The sequence below is a fragment of the Stenotrophomonas sp. DDT-1 genome (genome assembly GCF_001580555.1).
Lineage (GTDB): Bacteria > Pseudomonadota > Gammaproteobacteria > Xanthomonadales > Xanthomonadaceae > Stenotrophomonas > Stenotrophomonas sepilia.
Window position 1 is genome coordinate 23704 of record NZ_LEKR01000032.1, and the last position, 16221, is coordinate 39924.

Below are 16221 nucleotides of genomic sequence, written 5' to 3' on the forward strand. Positions count from 1 at the left end.
ATGAACCTCACCGCCTTCGGCCTGGCCAGCCTGATCGGAATGACCGCCACCCTCCCGGTTGCTGCTGCCGAGCCGGCCCATCCCACCATCCGCCATATGGCGGGTGCGCCGGTCGCGACCTCGCTGGATGCGGCGAAGACTGCCGTGCTGGTGATCGACTTCCAGAACGAGTACTTCGATGCCAAGGCCGCACCGGGCTTTGCGGGTGGCCGCATGGTCATTCCCGATGGCGTGGCCGCACTGCGCCAGGCCAGGCGGGTAGTCGAATTCGCCGATGCCCACGGCATCCGCGTGATCCATGTCCAGCACGTGCTGCCGGCCGGCGCACCCCTGTTCGCGCAGGGCAGCGTCAATGCCGCCTTCCATCGCGACCTGCAGCCGCGCCAGGGCGAGACCGTGGTGCAGAAGGACAATGTCAGCGTGTTCGCCGGCGCGTCCGCAGCCGTGCTCGACCAGGTACTGAAGAGCGCCGGCATCGACACCCTGATCATCACCGGCCTGCAGACCCATGCCTGTGTAGTGGGGGCTGCGCGCGATGCCGCCGCGGCGCCACGCGGCTACCGGGTGATCGTGGCCGGCGATGCCAGCGCCAGCCGCGACCTGGACCTGGCCGGCGGCCAGCGCATCGGCCATCGCGCGCTGCATGAAGCCTCTCTGGCCCAGATCGAGGACACCTTCGGCGATGTCATGACGACTGGCGCGATCCTGGCACTGCCGGTGCGCAAGGCCGGCGACGGCGCTTGATAAGCTGGCGGGGCCCGCATGCCGCGGGCCCCGCCACGTGGAGCTGCCCGCCGATGGATCACTTCGCTGCCCTGCGTGCGCTGCGCGCCATCGTCGACGCGGGCAGTTTCACTGCGGCCGCCGAGCGCCTGGGGACCACCCACTCGGCGATGTCGCGGCAGCTGCGGCAGCTGGAAGAACACCTGCAGGTACGCCTGCTCGATCGCAACAGCCGTCGGCTGTCATTGACCGAGGCCGGGCGCGATTACTACCGCGAGGCGGCAACGCTGCTGGACCGCCTGCAGGAGGCGGACGATCGTGCCCGCGCCGGGCAGGCGCAACCCAGTGGCAGGGTGCGGATCAGCGTGCCGCAGGTAGTGGCCAGCCAGGAACTGCCGCATTGGCTGCCCTCGTTCCTGCAGCGTTACCCGCAGGTGACGCTGGACCTGTCGGCGGATGATCAGCTGGTCGATGTGGTGGGCGGTGGTTTCGACCTGGCGCTGCGCATTGCAGCTTCATTGCCGGACAGCCAGCTGGTCGCGCGCGAGCTGGCCAGCTGCCCGCGCATCCTGGTCGCCGCACCGGCCTACCTGGCCCGGCATGGCCTGCCGCGGCAGGCTGCGGATCTGGAGCAGCACACGCTGCTGGGTTTCAGTCCCACCCCATCAATGCCGCCCTGGCAGTTACAGGGGCCGCGCGGCGCCTGCGTGAGCGTTGAAGCCGGGCAGCGCCTGCGTGTGGATGCCACGCCTGCGCTGTACGCCGCCGCGCTGGCCGGAATGGGCATCAGCCTGTTCACCGCGCTGACCGTGCAGGAGGACCTGCGCGCCGGTCGTCTGATCCGCGTGCTGCCGGCCTGGCATGCCGGCCAGCGGCGCTACTTCGCGTTGTACCCGCATGCACGTGCGCTCGCGCCCAAGGTGCGCGCGCTGGTCGAGCACCTTGCGGCGCACTACGCTGCACAGGCTGGCGTGGCTGGCTAGCCGGGAAATGCAGCAGCCACGCGTTACAAAGAGAAAAGGGCGCCCCGAAGGCGCCCTTTGTCGTTTATGGCTCTGCCCGGTTCAGCGCTGCTGGATCTTCGACAGCAGGCGCAGGAACTCCACATACAGCCAGACCAGGGTCACCATCAGGCCGAATGCGCCATACCACTCCATGTACTTCGGCGCGCGCTGGGCCACGCCGGTCTCGATGAAATCGAAGTCCAGCACCAGGTTCAGCGCGGCCACGACCACCACGAACAGGCTGAAGGCAATGCCCAGCCAGCTGGAGTCGTGGATCACCGGCACATTGATGTTGAAGAAGCCCAGTACGAACGAGGCCAAGTAGAGCAGGGCGATGCCGCCGGTGGCGGCGACCACGCCCATCTTGAAGTTCTCGGTGGCCTTGATCAGGCCGCTGCGGTATGCGAACAGCAGGGCGGCCAGGGTGCCGAAGGTCAGCAGCACCGCCTGGAACACGATGCCCGGATACTTCATGTTGAACAGGGCCGACACGGCGCCCAGGAACAGGCCTTCGACCAGCGCGTACATCGGCGCGGTGACCGGTGACCATTCCTTCTTGAAGATGGTGATCAGCGCCAGCACCAGGCCGCCGATCGCGCCACCGATGGCGTACAGGCTCGCGCTGCCGGAAATCTGGCCGTACTCGTCGACCGACTGGCTCCAGGCAAACGCCGCGGTCAGCACGGTCAACAGCAGCAGGATGCCGGTCTTGTTGGCGGTGCCGTTGAGGGTCATCACCTGGTCGGGGCTGGTCACCACCGAACCGCTGGCGAGGTCGAGGAAGGTCGACTCGGAAAGAGCCGGGTTGCCGCTGCGCATGCGTGTTCTCCGTGCGAATGAAGGTCGGGACGGCCATCTGGCCGATGGGCGTGAGCATAGCCGATGACTGCTTTCGGCGTTGTGGCAGGCCCGGGATCTGTGCATCCTTCGTTGACAGTTCCCAACGCGCTTGGCGACAATGACCAACTCCCCGGGCCCAACCCGAGGGGATTGCAAGACCGGGGTATAGCGCAGTCTGGTAGCGCGCCTGCTTTGGGAGCAGGATGTCGGGGGTTCGAATCCCTCTACCCCGACCAATCCCACGCCACGTCGGATTGGACACCGTTCCGGTTCGGGCGCCCGTAGCTCAACTGGATAGAGCACCGGCCTTCTAAGCCGGCGGTTACAGGTTCGATTCCTGTCGGGCGCGCCATTGGCGAGCGCCGGGATCGCATCGACGGATGTGAAGAAGTGCTTGCAAAAGCGCAAGGACTCCACCAGAATATCGGACTCGCTTCGGCGGACCGCAACTTCGGTGACAGTCCCCAGGCAATGTTCAAGGCTCCGGCGTCAGTGGTATCGGCGATGGAGCGAAAGTTTCAGTGGTGGCTGTAGCTCAGTTGGTTAGAGTACCGGATTGTGATTCCGGTGGTCGGGGGTTCGAATCCCCTCAGCCACCCCACTGATTCAACCGCATCGGCGCAGCCGAAACGGTATTGCAATAAACAGAAAGCACGCTACAATGTGCGTCTGAGTTTCACGGGCCGTTAGCTCAGTTGGTAGAGCAGTTGACTCTTAATCAATAGGTCCAAGGTTCGAATCCTTGACGGCCCACCAAGACAGAAGCCACCTGGTACCCCAGGTGGCTTTTTTCTTATAGGTGTGACTCCCATCGTTCCGATGAATCACGCGTTGCAGAACCCGCCCGGCGTGGATCTGCAGCAGGAGCGGGCCCCGCAGTGCTGGTTTCAACCACGCTGAAAAAAGTGCTTGCACCCACCGAGCGGATCGGGTCATAATTCGCGCCCCGATTTCGGGCTGTTAGCTCAGTTGGTAGAGCAGTTGACTCTTAATCAATAGGTCCAAGGTTCGAATCCTTGACAGCCCACCAGACGAAAGCCACTTGGTTCGCCAAGTGGCTTTTTTCTTGCCTGTTCGCTGAGGGGCATCTGCAGATGCCAGCGGTGCTGGCTGGAGTGGAGCCCCCTTGAGTCAAGGGGGCGCGGCGAAGCCGCGGGGATGTGGCGGCTGATGAAGTGGGGCCCGCGCTTTGCCGCGCAAAGCGTGGGGCTGCGGCGCGAATGCGCGGCAGCTTCCCACTTGGTTCGCCAAGTGGCTTTTTTCTTGCCTGTTCGCCGGGTGGCGTTTCATGCACGCATGGCGTGGATCTACTGAAGCGATGCTGAAATCAGGGGCATACGCGTCATCAGTGTTTTCAATGCTGTGCGCTGCTTCTCACCGCGCTGCGCCCTTCATCGCACCCAATGGATCTTCCGCGCCGAGGGCGCATGCATGTACGAAGGAAGATCCAGATGGCCGATATGAAACGACTGCACCGGAGGTTGTGGGTTTCATTTGCGTTGCTGGCGCTGGCGGCCTGCGCGCCGGAACGTGATCCGGCGCAGACCGTGGAGCGCGATGCAGGTACGGAGGCGGTTCCAGCGCGCCCGGTCGGTGACGCCATGCAGATGCAGCCGGCGCAGCCGGTGGAGGGTGAGGCTGCGCCGGAGGCGATGGGGTTGCGTCGCACCGACAAGGGTGGCGTGGACATCCGCAAGGTGGATGTGGCGGCCGGGCAGGGCGCTGACGCACCGGCGTCCCCTGCCGAGGCGAAGCACTGAGTCGCTGCCGTCCCGAACGGTCGCACGCCTTCGGGACGGCCTTTGGTGCGGGCAATGAGCACATGGCTGTCATGTTCAGTTTTGTGCAGGCCTTCCGATTCCCGCCGTCGCCTGCGACAATGAATGCCTGAGCCGGCCACGCGAAAGTGGCGGAATTGGTAGACGCCCTGGATTTAGGTTCCAGTGCCGCAAGGCGTGGGGGTTCGAGTCCCCCCTTTCGCACCAGTGCCGGCCTGTCCCCGCCCTGATCGGGCCATCTGCGCCCCCTTGACCGGCACGCGCTGGCAGTGCAAGCCGAATTGGGCGAAACTAAAGGGCTGCGGCAAGCAGGCGCGTCCCAGACGTCGCGTCCTTACAACCGTTTCATCCCAATCATCGAGCCGGGGGCCTGGGCCACCGGTGGCAGGAGTCAACATGCAAGCTTCGATCGAATCCACCGGCAACCTGGAACGCCGCCTGAGCTTCTCGCTGCCGGAAGAGCGTCTGCAGAGCCACATCGCCGGCCGCCTCGGCGAAATCGCCCGTACCACCCGCATCAAGGGCTTCCGCCCGGGCAAGGTGCCGGCCAAGGTGATCGAGCAGCGCTTCGGCGCGCAGGTCCGTGGCGAGGCGCTGGACGGCCTGCTGCGCGAAACCTTCGATGCGGCCGTGCGCGAGCACGACCTGCGCATCGTCGGCAGCCCGCGCATCGACAAGGGCGACGAGGGTGAGTTCTCCTTCGTGGCCACCGTGGAAGTGGTGCCGGACTTCGGCGACATCGACGTCAGCAAGCTGACCGTCGTGCGCCATACCGCCGAGATCACCGACGCCGACATCGACCAGATGATCGAGAACCTGCAGAACCAGCGTCGTACCTGGGCCCCGGTCAGCCGTGGCGCGCAGGACGGTGACCTGGTCGCGGTGGAAACCTGGTCGCAGGCCGGCGAAGAGCGCCTGCCGGCCGAGGGCACCGAAAAGGGTTCGATCGTGCTCGGCCAGGGCATGATGTTCGAGACCATCGAGAAGGGCCTGGTCGGCCTGGCCAAGGGCGAAGAGAAGACCCTGGACGTCGAGTTCCCGGCTGACTGGCGCGTGCCGGTGCTGGCCGGCAAGACCGTGCAGGTCACCGTCAAGGTCACCGAGGTCTCCGAGCCGGTCGTGCCGGCGGTCGACGAAGCGTTCATCAAGAGCTTCGGCGTGAAGGGCGGCGATGTGGAGCAGTTCCGCAGCGACATCCGCGCCAACCTGGAGCGCGAGCTGAAGGGTGCGTTGATGAACCGCCTGCGCCGCGAAGTGGGCGAGCAGCTGATCGCGGCCTACTCGTCGGTGGAAATGCCGCCGCGCCTGGTCGAGAACGAAGCCCGCGCCATGCTGGCCCAGCAGGTTGAGCAGCTGCGTCGCAACGGCCAGAACGTCGGCGAGATCCCGGCCGATGCCCACGAAGGCTTCAATGACGCTGCCGCCAAGCGCGTGCTGGTCGGCCTGCTGGTCGGTGAAGTGGCCCGCATCAACGACCTGCGCCTGGAAGCCAAGCGCCTGAATGAAACGATGCGTCTGATCGCTTCGACCTACGAAGAGCCGGAGCAGGTCATTGAGATGTACCGCAACGACCCCCAGTTGATGTCTGGCCTGCAGAACCGTGTGATGGAAGAGCAGGTGATCGACTGGATCGCTGAGCGTGCCCAGCACACCGAAGAGAAGCTGTCGTTCCAGGACGCGATCCGCCAGTAAGCCCGGGCGGATCACCGGATGCCCCGCGCCTTTGCCGGCGCGGGGTTGTTGCCCCCCAAGATAGGTACCTCACGTAATGGACAACCGAACCAAAGCCCTGAACCTGGTTCCGATGGTGGTCGAGCAGACCAGCCGCGGCGAGCGTGCCTACGACATCTATTCGCGCCTGTTGAAGGAGCGCCTGATCTTCCTCGTGGGCCCGATCGACGATCACATGGCCAACGTGGTGGTGGCGCAGTTGCTGTTCCTGGAATCGGAAAACCCGGAAAAGGACATCAACATCTACATCAACTCGCCGGGTGGCGTGGTCACCGCCGGCATGGCGATCTACGACACCATGCAGTACATCAAGCCGAATGTGAGCACCACCTGTATCGGCCAGGCCGCCTCGATGGGCGCCCTGCTGCTGGCCGCGGGCGAAGCCGGCAAGCGCTATGCGCTGCCGAACTCGCGCGTGATGATCCATCAGCCGCTGGGTGGCTACCAGGGCCAGGCCACCGACATCGACATCCACGCGCGCGAGATCCTGACCCTGCGTTCGCGCCTGAACGAGGTGCTGGCCAAGCACACCGGCCAGTCGCTGGAGACGATCGCCCGTGACACCGAGCGCGACAACTTCAAGAGCGCCTTCGAGGCGCAGGCCTACGGTCTGGTCGACCAGGTCCTGGAGCGTCGTCCGGATGAGTCGATCCAGGCCGGCTGACCGGCCTTCACGGGGCCAGGGAGGCCTCGTTCCTGCAGGGTCGGGTGGGACTGGTGTCCCCTCGGCCCTGTGCTATTCTCGAATCGAACCCCCGTTCAGCGGGTGGGGTAACTGGGTAAGCGAAGCATGAGCGAAGACCGCCAAGGTCGTTCCACGGACACCGGCAAGATCCTCTACTGCTCTTTCTGCGGCAAGAGCCAGCATGAAGTGCGCAAGCTGATTGCGGGTCCGAGCGTGTTCATCTGCGATGAGTGCGTGGAGCTGTGCAACGACATCATCCGTGAGGAACTTGAGGAAAAGGCGCAGTCGGCGCGCAGTTCGCTGCCCAAGCCGCGCGAGATCCTCGAGGTCCTCGACCAGTACGTGATCGGCCAGAACCGTGCCAAGCGCACGCTGGCAGTGGCCGTGTACAACCACTACAAGCGCATCGAGAGCCGGCAGAAGAACGACGACGTCGAACTGGCGAAGTCGAACATCCTGCTGGTCGGCCCGACCGGTTCGGGCAAGACGCTGCTGGCCGAGACCCTGGCCCGCCTGCTCAACGTGCCGTTCACCATGGCCGACGCCACCACGCTGACCGAAGCCGGTTACGTGGGCGAGGACGTGGAGAACATCATCCAGAAGCTGCTGCAGAAGTGCGACTACGACGTCGAGAAGGCGCAGCAGGGCATCGTCTACATCGATGAAATCGACAAGATCTCGCGCAAGAGCGAGAACCCGTCGATTACCCGCGATGTGTCCGGCGAAGGCGTGCAGCAGGCCCTGCTGAAGCTGATCGAAGGTACCGTGGCCAGCGTTCCGCCGCAGGGCGGCCGCAAGCACCCGCAGCAGGAATTCCTGCAGGTGGACACCAAGAACATCCTGTTCATCTGCGGCGGCGCGTTCGCCGGGCTGGACAAGGTGATCCAGGCGCGTTCCACCGACGTCGGCAGCATCGGCTTCGGCGCCAAGGTGAAGAGCAGCGAGCGCAAGCAGGAAGTGGGCAAGGTGCTGGCGGAAGTCGAGCCGGAAGACCTGATCAAGTTCGGCCTGATTCCCGAGTTCGTCGGCCGCCTGCCGGTGGTCGCGACCCTGGAGGAGCTGGACGAGCCGGCCCTGATCAAGATCCTGACCGAGCCGAAGAACGCCATCACCAAGCAGTTCAAGAAGCTGTTCGAGATGGAAAACGTGGAGCTGGAGTTCCGTCCGGACGCGTTGTCGGCCATCGCCAGGAAGGCGCTCAAGCGCAAGACTGGCGCCCGTGGCCTGCGCACCATCGTCGAATCGGTCCTGCTGGACACCATGTATGACCTGCCGTCGCAGGAGAACGTCAGCAAGGTGGTCGTGGACGAATCGGTGATCGAGCACAAGTCCGAGCCGTACCTGATCTACCAGACCCCGGCCGCCCCTGAACAGAAGGCCGCAGGCGCCGAGTGATCCTTCCAGGTTGTTGATTGGAAAGGATTTTAAAGGAATGCCTTGCATCTGAAAGCCGATGGCCCCATAACGGGGCCATCGGCTTTTTTTGTCTCCGGAAGATGCCCTCCCGGAGGCGGTTTTCCCCCTTCCCTGGAGCCCCCATGGCCCGTTCCCCAAGTGAAACCCTCGACCTGCCGGTCCTGCCGCTGCGCGACGTAGTGGTGTTCCCGCACATGGTCATCCCGCTGTTCGTCGGCCGTGACAAGTCCATGCACGCGCTCGAACAGGCAATGGAGGCGGACAAGCGCATCCTGCTGCTGGCGCAGAAGTCGGCCGAGACCGACGACCCGCATGCGGCCGACCTCTACCAGGTCGGTACGCTGGCGCAGGTGCTGCAGCTGCTGAAGCTGCCCGACGGCACCATCAAGGTGCTGGTCGAAGGCCTGTCGCGCGTGCAGGTCACCCACGTCGACGAGCGCAACGGCTCGCTGCATGGGCAGGCGGTGGAAATCGACGCCACCGACGAGCGCGAAGCGCGCGAGGTCGAGGCGATTGCCCGCTCGCTGATGTCGCTGTTCGAGCAGTACGTGAAGACCAACCGCAAGCTGCCGCCGGAACTGCTGCAGACGCTGTCGGGCATCGATGAGCCGGCGCGCCTGGCCGACACCATCGCCGCGCACATCAGCGTGCGCCTGGCCGACAAGCAGCGCCTGCTGGAAACGCTGGCCGTCGGCGATCGCCTGGAGATGCTGGTGGGCCTGGTCGATGGCGAGATCGACGTGCAGCAGATGGAAAAGCGCATCCGCGGCCGCGTGAAGTCGCAGATGGAGAAGAGCCAGCGCGAGTACTACCTCAACGAACAGATGAAGGCCATCCAGAAGGAACTGGGTGACCTGGACGACGCGCCGGGCGAGCTGGAAGAGCTGGCCCGCAAGATCGCCGAAGCCGGCATGCCGAAGGCCGTTGAAGCCAAGGCACGCAACGAACTGAACAAGCTCAAGCAGATGTCGCCGATGTCGGCCGAAGCCGCGGTCGTGCGCAACTACCTGGAGTGGCTGCTGGGCGTGCCGTGGAAGAAGCGCAGCAAGGTGCGCAAGGACCTGAAGGTCGCGCAGGATACGCTCGATGCCGACCACTACGGCCTGGAGAAGGTCAAGGAGCGCATTCTTGAATACCTGGCGGTGCAGTCGCGCGTGAAGCAGATGAAGGGCCCGATCCTGTGCCTGGTCGGGCCGCCGGGCGTGGGCAAGACCTCGCTGGGCCAGTCGATTGCCAAGGCCACCAACCGCAAGTTCGTGCGCATGTCGCTGGGCGGCGTGCGCGACGAGGCCGAAATCCGTGGCCACCGCCGTACCTACGTCGGTTCCATGCCGGGCCGCATCGTGCAGAACCTCAACAAGGTCGGCAGCAAGAACCCGCTGTTCGTGCTCGACGAGATCGACAAGATGTCGATGGACTTCCGTGGCGATCCGTCTTCGGCGCTGCTGGAAGTGCTCGATCCGGAGCAGAACAACGCATTCAACGACCACTACCTGGAAGTGGACCTGGACCTGTCCGAAGTGATGTTCGTGGCCACCTCGAACTCGCTCAACATTCCCGGCCCGCTGCTGGACCGCATGGAAGTGATCCGCATCCCCGGCTACACCGAGGACGAGAAGCTCAACATCGCGACCCGCTACCTGGTGCCGAAGCAGGTCAAGGCCAACGGCCTGCAGCCGGAAGAACTGGAAATCGGCAGTGACGCCATCCAGGACATCGTGCGCTACTACACGCGCGAATCGGGCGTGCGCAACCTGGAACGCGAGATCGCCAAGATCTGCCGCAAGGTGGTGAAGGAGATCGCGCTGGCCGGCCCGCAGCCGGTGAAGGCGAAGAAGGGTGCGAAGAAGCCCAAGGCGCTGGTCAATGTGTCCAGCAAGAACCTGGACAAGTACCTGGGCGTGCGTCGCTTCGACTTCGGCCGTGCCGAGGAAGAGAATGAAATCGGCCTGGTCACCGGCCTGGCCTGGACCGAAGTCGGTGGCGACCTGCTGCAGATCGAATCGACCCTGGTGCCGGGCAAGGGCCAGCTGATCCTGACCGGCCAGCTCGGCAACGTGATGAAGGAATCGGCGTCGGCCGCGCTGTCGGTGGTGCGTTCGCGCGCCGTGGGCTTTGGCATCGACAGCGACTTCCTGCAGAAGCACGACGTGCACCTGCACGTGCCCGATGGCGCCACGCCGAAGGATGGCCCGAGTGCCGGCGCGGCGATGGTCACCTCGCTGGTGTCGATGCTGACCAGGGTGCCGGTGCGCGCCGACGTGGCGATGACCGGCGAGATCACCCTGCGTGGTCGCGTCACTGCCATCGGTGGCCTGAAGGAGAAGCTGCTGGCCGCACTGCGTGGCGGCATCCGCACGGTCATCATCCCGGAAGAGAACCGCAAGGACCTGGCCGACATCCCGGCCAACGTCACCCGCGATCTGAAGATCGTGCCGGTGAAGTACATCGAAGAAGTCCTGGACCTGGCGCTGGAGCGTCCGTTGGCACCGAAGAAGGCGCGCAAGAGTGCGCAGCGTGTCACGGTGCGCAGCAAGGCCAAACCGAGTGGAAACGCGCGCGTCAAGCATTGACGCGCGCTGTCCAATGGCCCGAAACCCGCGTCGTTGCTGGCTTTCCAGCTTGCGTGGGGGTAGGGCCACTGGTATAAAAGCAGCACTCGCGAATGAGTGGTCGCAGTCTGGTGATCGCTGGATTCGGCGAACCGTTTCCACATGGCGGCCGCATGCAGATGGCGTGCGGTTGCTTCCCTGTCGAATAAGCGGAACCCACCGCCAAAGGAGTTGTAGAGAATGAACAAGACCGAATTGATCGATGCCGTTGCTGAAGCTGCCGACCTGACCAAGGCAGAGTCCAGCCGCGCTGTCGATGCCGTCGTTGCTGCCATCACCAAGGCGCTGAAGGACGGCGATGCGGTCACCCTGGTTGGCTTCGGTACCTTCCAGGTCCGCGACCGTGCTGCCCGCACCGGCCGCAACCCGAAGACCGGCGACACCATCAAGATCGCTGCTTCGAAGAATCCGTCGTTCAAGGCTGGCAAGGCCCTGAAGGATGCTGTAAACTAAGCGGCTCGCTGGGGTGCTTAGCTCAGCGGTAGAGCGTCTCCTTTACACGGAGAGGGTCGGGGGTTCGAAACCCTCAGCACCCACCACAGCACCGCGGTAAAAGTTTGAGTGTGGAGCGGTAGTTCAGCTGGTTAGAATGCTGGCCTGTCACGCCGGAGGTCGCGGGTTCGAGTCCCGTCCGCTCCGCCATTCAACGAGGCCTCCGGCCAAAAGCTGGAGGCTTTGTTTTCTCCCCGGTCCAGGCCGGCTGAAAGCAAAAAGGTAACAACGCGGAGCGGTAGTTCAGCTGGTTAGAATGCTGGCCTGTCACGCCGGAGGTCGCGGGTTCGAGTCCCGTCCGCTCCGCCATTACATCCAGGCCCCCGGTTCAAGGCTGGGGGCCTTGTCTTCTCACCGAGAGGTTCGGAGGAAGGCGAAAAAGTCTTTGCAAGAACGGAGCGGTAGTTCAGCTGGTTAGAATGCTGGCCTGTCACGCCGGAGGTCGCGGGTTCGAGTCCCGTCCGCTCCGCCATTGCAGACTTCTTAAGTCCCTGTGAAAAAACTTTGAAAAAGTGTTCATCGGGCTGGGTTTCCAGAGAGTCTTCGGATATACTGGGCGCCTGCAAAGTTCAAGCGCGGAGCGGTAGTTCAGCTGGTTAGAATGCTGGCCTGTCACGCCGGAGGTCGCGGGTTCGAGTCCCGTCCGCTCCGCCAACTCTAAAAGCCCTCGGCGCAAGCCGGGGGCTTTTTCTTTGCGCCAGGATGTGGAGTTGGCCGATGCACTGATGGTGCCTGCCTGCGCAAGTGGGCGCAGGCCGCGTCGGTGCTGCTTTTGGTCCCTGCGGCGAAGCGGGTTACACTGCCGGGCTCGCCAATCAGGCCTTGTGATTCCTCACCATGCTGCAGAAACTCCGCGACAAGACCTCAGGCTGGATCGTCACCGTGATCCTGGGGCTGCTGATGATTCCGTTCCTGTTCGTGATCGACAACAGCTACCTCGGTGGCGTTGGCGCACAGAACGTGGCCAAGGTTTCCGCGCCACCAACCTGGTGGCGTTCGGCGCCGTCGTGGTGGCCGGTGCGCATGCTGTGGCAGCACCATGAGATCAGCTCGCAGGATTTCCGCACGCGTTTCGAGCAGGAGCGCATGCGTGAGCGCCAGCAGCAGGGCGACAACTTCGACCCGCGCGCGTTCGAGAGCACCGAGAACAAGATGGCCGTGCTCGATCAGCTGATCGACGAACAGGTCGTGCGCCTGGTCGGTGAACAGGCGGGCGTGGTGATCGGCGACGGCGCGGTGCGCGAGTACATCGCGACCATGCCGGCGTTCCTCGATTCGAACGGCAAGTTCAACGAGAACAACTACCGCCTGGCATTGGCCGGTGGCAATCCGCCGCGTACCCCGACCCAGTTCCAGGAACTGGTGCGTGAGAGCCTGCAGCAGTCGGTGATCCCATCGGGCCTGCAGAGCTCCGGCTTCGTCACCCAGGCCGAGACCGAGCGCCTGTTGAAGCTGCTGGGCGAAACCCGCGACGTCGAGCTGGCCGCGTTGCCGCCCGTACCGGCCGATACCGCGCCGGTCACCGATGATCAGATCAAGAAGTGGTACGACAGCCACGGCAAGGATTTCCGCCAAGCCGAGAGCGTGTCACTGGAGTACGTCGAGATCAACGGTGCGAACCTGCCGGCACCGACCCCGGCCGACGAAGCGACCCTGCGCAAGCGCTATGAAGAGGAAAAGGCAAAGTTCACCTCGCCGGAGCAGCGCCAGGCCTCGCACATCCTGATCACCGGTGACGGCGCCGAAGCCAAGGCGAACAAGATCGCTGCCGAAGCCAAGGCGGCCGGTGCCGACTTCGCTGCGCTGGCCAAGGCCAATTCGGAAGATCCGGGCTCCAAGGACCAGGGCGGTGACCTGGGTTGGGTCGAGCGCGGTGCGATGGTCAAGCCGTTCGAGGACGCGCTGTTTGCGGCCAAGGCCGGTGACGTGATCGGCCCGGTGAAGACCGAGTTCGGTTACCACATCATCAAGGTGGCCGCTGTGCGCGGTGGCCAGGGCAAGTCGTTCGAGGAAGTGCGTGACACGCTGGCTGCCGAGCAGCTGAAGGCCGACGGCGAGCGCGGCTTCAACGAACTGGCCGGTCGCCTGGTCGATGCCATCAACAAGAGCCCGAGCGACCTGGCGGCCGCCGCCAAGGAAGTGAACCTGCCGCTGCAGACCCTGGGCCCGATCACCCGCGCGACCGCCAGCGGCATCGCCGCTGACCCGGCCGTGCTGCGTGCCGCCTTCTCCGACGTGCTGGTGCAGGACGGTACCGCCAGTGACCCGATCGCCCTGGGCGGCGCGACCAACCACAGCGTGGTCATCCGTGTGGCTGCACACACGCCGGAACAGGCCCTGCCGCTGGACAAGGCCCGCGAACAGGTGATCGCTGCGATCCGTGCTGATCGCCAGCGCCAGGCCAGCGACAAGGCGGCCGATGCCATCCTGGCCAAGCTGAAGGCGGGCGCCACCCTGCAGTCGCTGGCTGCCAGCGAGAAGCTGCAGCTGAGCCCGATGCCGGGCCTGCCGCGCAGCCAGCCGGTACCGACCCCGGAAATCAACCGCGCGATCTTCAGCGCGCCGGTGCCGGCCGAAGGCAAGCCGAGCTATGGCAAGGTCGACGTCAACGGCCACGCGCTGCTGTTCGCGGTGAACAAGGTCAATCCGGGCGACATCAAGGAAGTGACTGCAGAGCAGCAGAAGCAGCTGAAGGAACAGCTGAGCCAGATCGACGGCATGGCCGCGGCCAAGGCCTACATCGAGGCGATGCGCAAGAAGTTCATGATCCAGACCACTGAAGCGAACCTGTAAGCCTCGCGGCGAGCAGATCGAAGAAGGCCCGGCATTGCCGGGCCTTTTTTTGTGCGGGCGCTGCTGGAAATTGAATTGTAGAGCCGAGCCCGTGCTCGCCTGGTCATGAACCCCGACAAGTCGCAGGCAAGAAAAAAGCCGAGCAGGGGCTCGGCTCTACAGGAGGGCCTGGCCTGCGCGTCAGTCTTCGACGCGCAGCACCGCACCCGGCTTCAGCACGCTGCTGCCGCTCAGGCCGTTCAGCGAAAGAAGCGCCTTGACCGGCATGCCATAGCGGCGGGCGATGGTCCAGGCCGATTCACCATCACGCACGGTGTGGCGACGGCTGCGCGGACGATCGGCGATCGCGGCCACGGTCTTGGCGACCTGCGGCGCTGGCGAGGCGGCGGCAACAGGTACGCTACTGGCCACCAGTGCGGTGGCGGTGTCCGCCACGGTCGCGTTGGCGGCCGAGACCGGCGCCAGCACGCGGGTGGTGCCGGACGAGACGCGTCCACCGCCCGCCAGGGCGGGGTTGAGACGGACGATCCTGGCCGGGTCCAGGGCGCGCTGTGCGGCCCACTGCTGGACGCTGGTGCCGGCGGGCAGGGTGTGGTCCTTCAGTACGGGCACGGTGCGGTCCAGCGAGGCCATGACCCCTGGCTGGTCTTCCACGTCTTCCAGTACGCAGGCCAGGGCATGCAGCTTCTCGACGTAGGCATGGGTGACCGGCGACAGGCCGGGCAGCGCCGAGGGCTTGGCGTTCTGCGCGTTCATGCCGGCCTTTCGCATGGATTGCAGCACGCGGTACTCGCCGGCGTTGTAGGCCATGGTGGCCAGGCGCCAGTCACCGCCGAACATGCCGTGCAGGGTCTTCAGGTAGCGCACTGCGGCCTGGGTGGAATCGACCGCCGACAGGCGGCCGTCGTAGCCGTTGGCCATGGGCACGCGGTGATTGCGCGCTGTGGTGGCGATGAACTGCCACAGGCCGGTTGGGCCGCTGCCGTTGCGGGCATTGGGCCGGTAGCCGCTTTCCACGAAGGGAATCAGTGCGAACTCGGTGGGCAGGTTGGCCTTGCGCAGCTCTTCGACCACATAGCCGAACAGCACCAGTGCATCGTCATCCTGGTTGGCCAGGCGCGACGGGGCGTGGGCGAACTGCTTCTGCCAGCGCGGGCTGGTGGCCTCGGCATTGCAGGTGGGCTCGGCCAGGCCATCGCGGAAGCTGGAGAAGATTTCCTGGCCGTTGCGGACCGACGCGGCCGGCAACGTGGCCGGATCCAGCGGCAGGGCGGCGGCGGCGGTCAGGTTCTGGCCGATGCCAGCGCCCAGCGACTGGGCGCCGGCGGTTCCGGCCAGCCCCAGGACCAGGCCCAGGGCCAGCGGCAGACTTCGGCGCATCATGCGCGGAAGCCGTCTTTCCAGTGCCGGAGACCGGCCATCACGTCGACGTCGTCAACGACGTCACGGCCCAGGTGTGCCGACACCGACGCGCGGATCGGCGCCGTGTGCACACGCAGGAACGGATTGCAGTCGAATTCGTTGGCCAGGGTTACCGGCAGGGTGGAACGGTCATCGCGGCGCATGGCCAAAGCCTCCTCTTGGCGCTGCCACAAGGCAGCGTTGGCGGGGTCGACATGCCGCGCGAAGACGGCATTTGACACGGTGTACTCATGAGCGCAACAAAGCAGCAGTTGCGCGGGCAAGGTACCCAGCTTGCGCATCGATGCCAGCAGCTGGGACGGCGTACCTTCGAACAGGCGTCCACAGCCCAGGCTGAACAACGAATCTCCGCTGAAAAGATGTTCAGCAGTGTGAAACGCGATGTGGCTGCGGGTATGCCCGGGCACGGATAGTACGTGGAACGCCCGGCCCAGTGCCTGAACGCGTTCACCTTCGCCGACCCGTTCGGTTGCCGTGGGGATGCGCTCCTCGACGGGTGCGATCACACGGACTCCGGGAAAGCGTGCCTGCAGCACGGGCACGCCACCGATGTGGTCATCGTGATGATGGGTGAGCAGGATCGTGTCCACGCGCAGGCCCTGATCGGCGAGCGCAAGCACCGGCGCGGCATCGCCGGGATCGACGACCACGGCGTTACCGTCGTCGTCGATCAAGGTCCAGATGTAGTTGTCCGCAAATGCGGGCAGGGCAGTCAGTCGCATAGA

Annotated in this window: 12 protein-coding genes and 11 tRNA genes; 20 read left to right on the forward strand and 3 right to left on the reverse strand. The window is 64.8% G+C overall.

All coding sequences use genetic code 11. The features are described 5' to 3' along the window. Together AB839_RS14795 and AB839_RS14800 are read left to right on the forward strand one after the other, a co-directional pair. Complete coding sequence (locus AB839_RS14795) at window positions 1-744, forward strand: cysteine hydrolase (protein WP_061479946.1); 744 nt, start codon at window positions 1-3, stop codon at window positions 742-744. A gap of 53 nt (window positions 745-797) precedes the next feature. Beyond that, window positions 798-1706 carry a LysR family transcriptional regulator gene (locus AB839_RS14800; protein ID WP_061479947.1) on the forward strand — a complete coding sequence of 303 codons (909 nt, stop codon included), beginning with the start codon at window positions 798-800 and terminating at the stop codon, window positions 1704-1706. A gap of 81 nt (window positions 1707-1787) precedes the next feature. Here AB839_RS14800 and AB839_RS14805 read toward each other — a convergent pair whose 3' ends face one another. Next, complete coding sequence (locus AB839_RS14805) at window positions 1788-2546, reverse strand: Bax inhibitor-1/YccA family protein (protein ID WP_061479948.1); 759 nt, start codon at window positions 2544-2546, stop codon at window positions 1788-1790. Between the two features lie 180 nt (window positions 2547-2726). Between AB839_RS14805 and AB839_RS14810 the strand changes: the two genes are divergently transcribed. The 18 genes from AB839_RS14810 (at window position 2727) to AB839_RS14895 (ending at window position 14074) form a co-directional block, all read left to right on the forward strand. Continuing rightward, window positions 2727-2803: transfer RNA gene (locus tag AB839_RS14810), tRNA-Pro, on the forward strand. A 39-nt stretch (window positions 2804-2842) separates the two neighbouring features. Beyond that, window positions 2843-2919, forward strand: a tRNA-Arg gene (locus AB839_RS14815). Window positions 2920-3091: 172 nt separating this feature from the next. After that, window positions 3092-3168: transfer RNA gene (locus tag AB839_RS14820), tRNA-His, on the forward strand. A gap of 79 nt (window positions 3169-3247) precedes the next feature. Next, window positions 3248-3323, forward strand: a tRNA-Lys gene (locus AB839_RS14825). 198 nt (window positions 3324-3521) lie between these two features. Then, window positions 3522-3597: transfer RNA gene (locus tag AB839_RS14830), tRNA-Lys, on the forward strand. A gap of 421 nt (window positions 3598-4018) precedes the next feature. Then, window positions 4019-4327: a hypothetical protein gene (locus tag AB839_RS14835; protein ID WP_061479949.1), complete on the forward strand. Its 309-nt coding sequence runs from the start codon at window positions 4019-4021 to the stop codon at window positions 4325-4327. A 140-nt stretch (window positions 4328-4467) separates the two neighbouring features. After that, window positions 4468-4552, forward strand: a tRNA-Leu gene (locus AB839_RS14840). Window positions 4553-4741: 189 nt separating this feature from the next. Beyond that, entirely contained in the window at window positions 4742-6037 is a 1296-nt protein-coding gene (gene tig, locus AB839_RS14845) for a trigger factor (protein WP_061479950.1), read from the forward strand. Window positions 6038-6113: 76 nt separating this feature from the next. Next, on the forward strand, window positions 6114-6740 hold the full coding sequence (gene clpP, locus AB839_RS14850) for an ATP-dependent Clp endopeptidase proteolytic subunit ClpP (RefSeq protein WP_004146318.1): 627 nt from the start codon (window positions 6114-6116) through the stop codon (window positions 6738-6740). A 126-nt stretch (window positions 6741-6866) separates the two neighbouring features. After that, window positions 6867-8156 carry an ATP-dependent Clp protease ATP-binding subunit ClpX gene (gene clpX, locus AB839_RS14855; protein ID WP_004154600.1) on the forward strand — a complete coding sequence of 430 codons (1290 nt, stop codon included), beginning with the start codon at window positions 6867-6869 and terminating at the stop codon, window positions 8154-8156. Between the two features lie 143 nt (window positions 8157-8299). Next, window positions 8300-10750: an endopeptidase La gene (gene lon / locus AB839_RS14860; RefSeq protein ID WP_061479951.1), complete on the forward strand. Its 2451-nt coding sequence runs from the start codon at window positions 8300-8302 to the stop codon at window positions 10748-10750. 219 nt (window positions 10751-10969) lie between these two features. Then, the gene (locus AB839_RS14865) at window positions 10970-11242 is read left to right on the forward strand and encodes an HU family DNA-binding protein (protein WP_005408270.1); all 273 of its coding nucleotides are present in this window, start codon (window positions 10970-10972) and stop codon (window positions 11240-11242) included. An 11-nt stretch (window positions 11243-11253) separates the two neighbouring features. Then, window positions 11254-11328, forward strand: a tRNA-Val gene (locus AB839_RS14870). Between the two features lie 26 nt (window positions 11329-11354). Beyond that, window positions 11355-11431 (forward strand) — tRNA-Asp (locus AB839_RS14875). Window positions 11432-11513: 82 nt separating this feature from the next. Beyond that, a tRNA-Asp gene (locus AB839_RS14880) sits at window positions 11514-11590 on the forward strand. Window positions 11591-11676: 86 nt separating this feature from the next. Next, window positions 11677-11753, forward strand: a tRNA-Asp gene (locus AB839_RS14885). A gap of 105 nt (window positions 11754-11858) precedes the next feature. Then, window positions 11859-11935, forward strand: a tRNA-Asp gene (locus AB839_RS14890). 183 nt (window positions 11936-12118) lie between these two features. After that, window positions 12119-14074 (forward strand): peptidyl-prolyl cis-trans isomerase, encoded by a 1956-nt coding sequence (locus AB839_RS14895; protein ID WP_061479952.1) that lies wholly within the window; start codon window positions 12119-12121, stop codon window positions 14072-14074. Between the two features lie 180 nt (window positions 14075-14254). On the opposite strand, the gene AB839_RS14900 is transcribed toward AB839_RS14895, so the two are convergent. After that, window positions 14255-15457, reverse strand: coding sequence for a lytic transglycosylase domain-containing protein (locus AB839_RS14900; protein WP_061479953.1), 1203 nt, complete (start codon window positions 15455-15457; stop codon window positions 14255-14257). Then, window positions 15454-16218, reverse strand: a complete 765-nt coding sequence (gene gloB / locus AB839_RS14905) for a hydroxyacylglutathione hydrolase (RefSeq protein WP_061479954.1) — start codon at window positions 16216-16218, stop codon at window positions 15454-15456. Before gloB ends, AB839_RS14900 begins: the two co-directional genes overlap by 4 nt. Window positions 16219-16221: the final 3 nt, after the last annotated feature.